The organism is Mangrovimonas futianensis (genome assembly GCF_021245805.1).
Taxonomy (GTDB): Bacteria; Bacteroidota; Bacteroidia; order Flavobacteriales; family Flavobacteriaceae; genus Mangrovimonas; species Mangrovimonas futianensis.
Genome location: NZ_JAJJNF010000074.1, coordinates 1 through 284 on the forward strand (window position 1 = coordinate 1; position 284 = coordinate 284).

At 39.4% G+C, this 284-nt stretch carries 1 protein-coding gene; it reads left to right on the forward strand.

Annotated features, from left to right (window positions below):
• Positions 1 to 104 precede the first annotated feature (104 nt).
• Positions 105 to 275, forward strand: coding sequence for a hypothetical protein (locus LOK78_RS16535; RefSeq protein WP_232635687.1), 171 nt, complete (start codon positions 105 to 107; stop codon positions 273 to 275).
• Positions 276 to 284 lie beyond the last annotated feature (9 nt).

The window sequence follows — 284 nt, forward strand, 5'->3', positions numbered from 1 at the left end:
CATCCACAATCAACAAATCCAATCAAATTCTCAAATTAAAAGTACTAACAATTGTATTTGATCAAATTTAAGGATAGAGAACTTTAAGTCTTACCACTCCCACTATGAATGCACAACCGAACTCACCGGAATGGAGGGAGGAAAATGCACCTGGATGCACTGGATTGAAGGTGGATTTTTCGGCTTTGAGAGGTTTTGGGTGGGGGCAATTCTCTGTGCTTGAAAATGAGAAAGAGAGGTTTTGCCTCAATTTTGCCCTTCACCTGAAACACTAAGAAAATCAA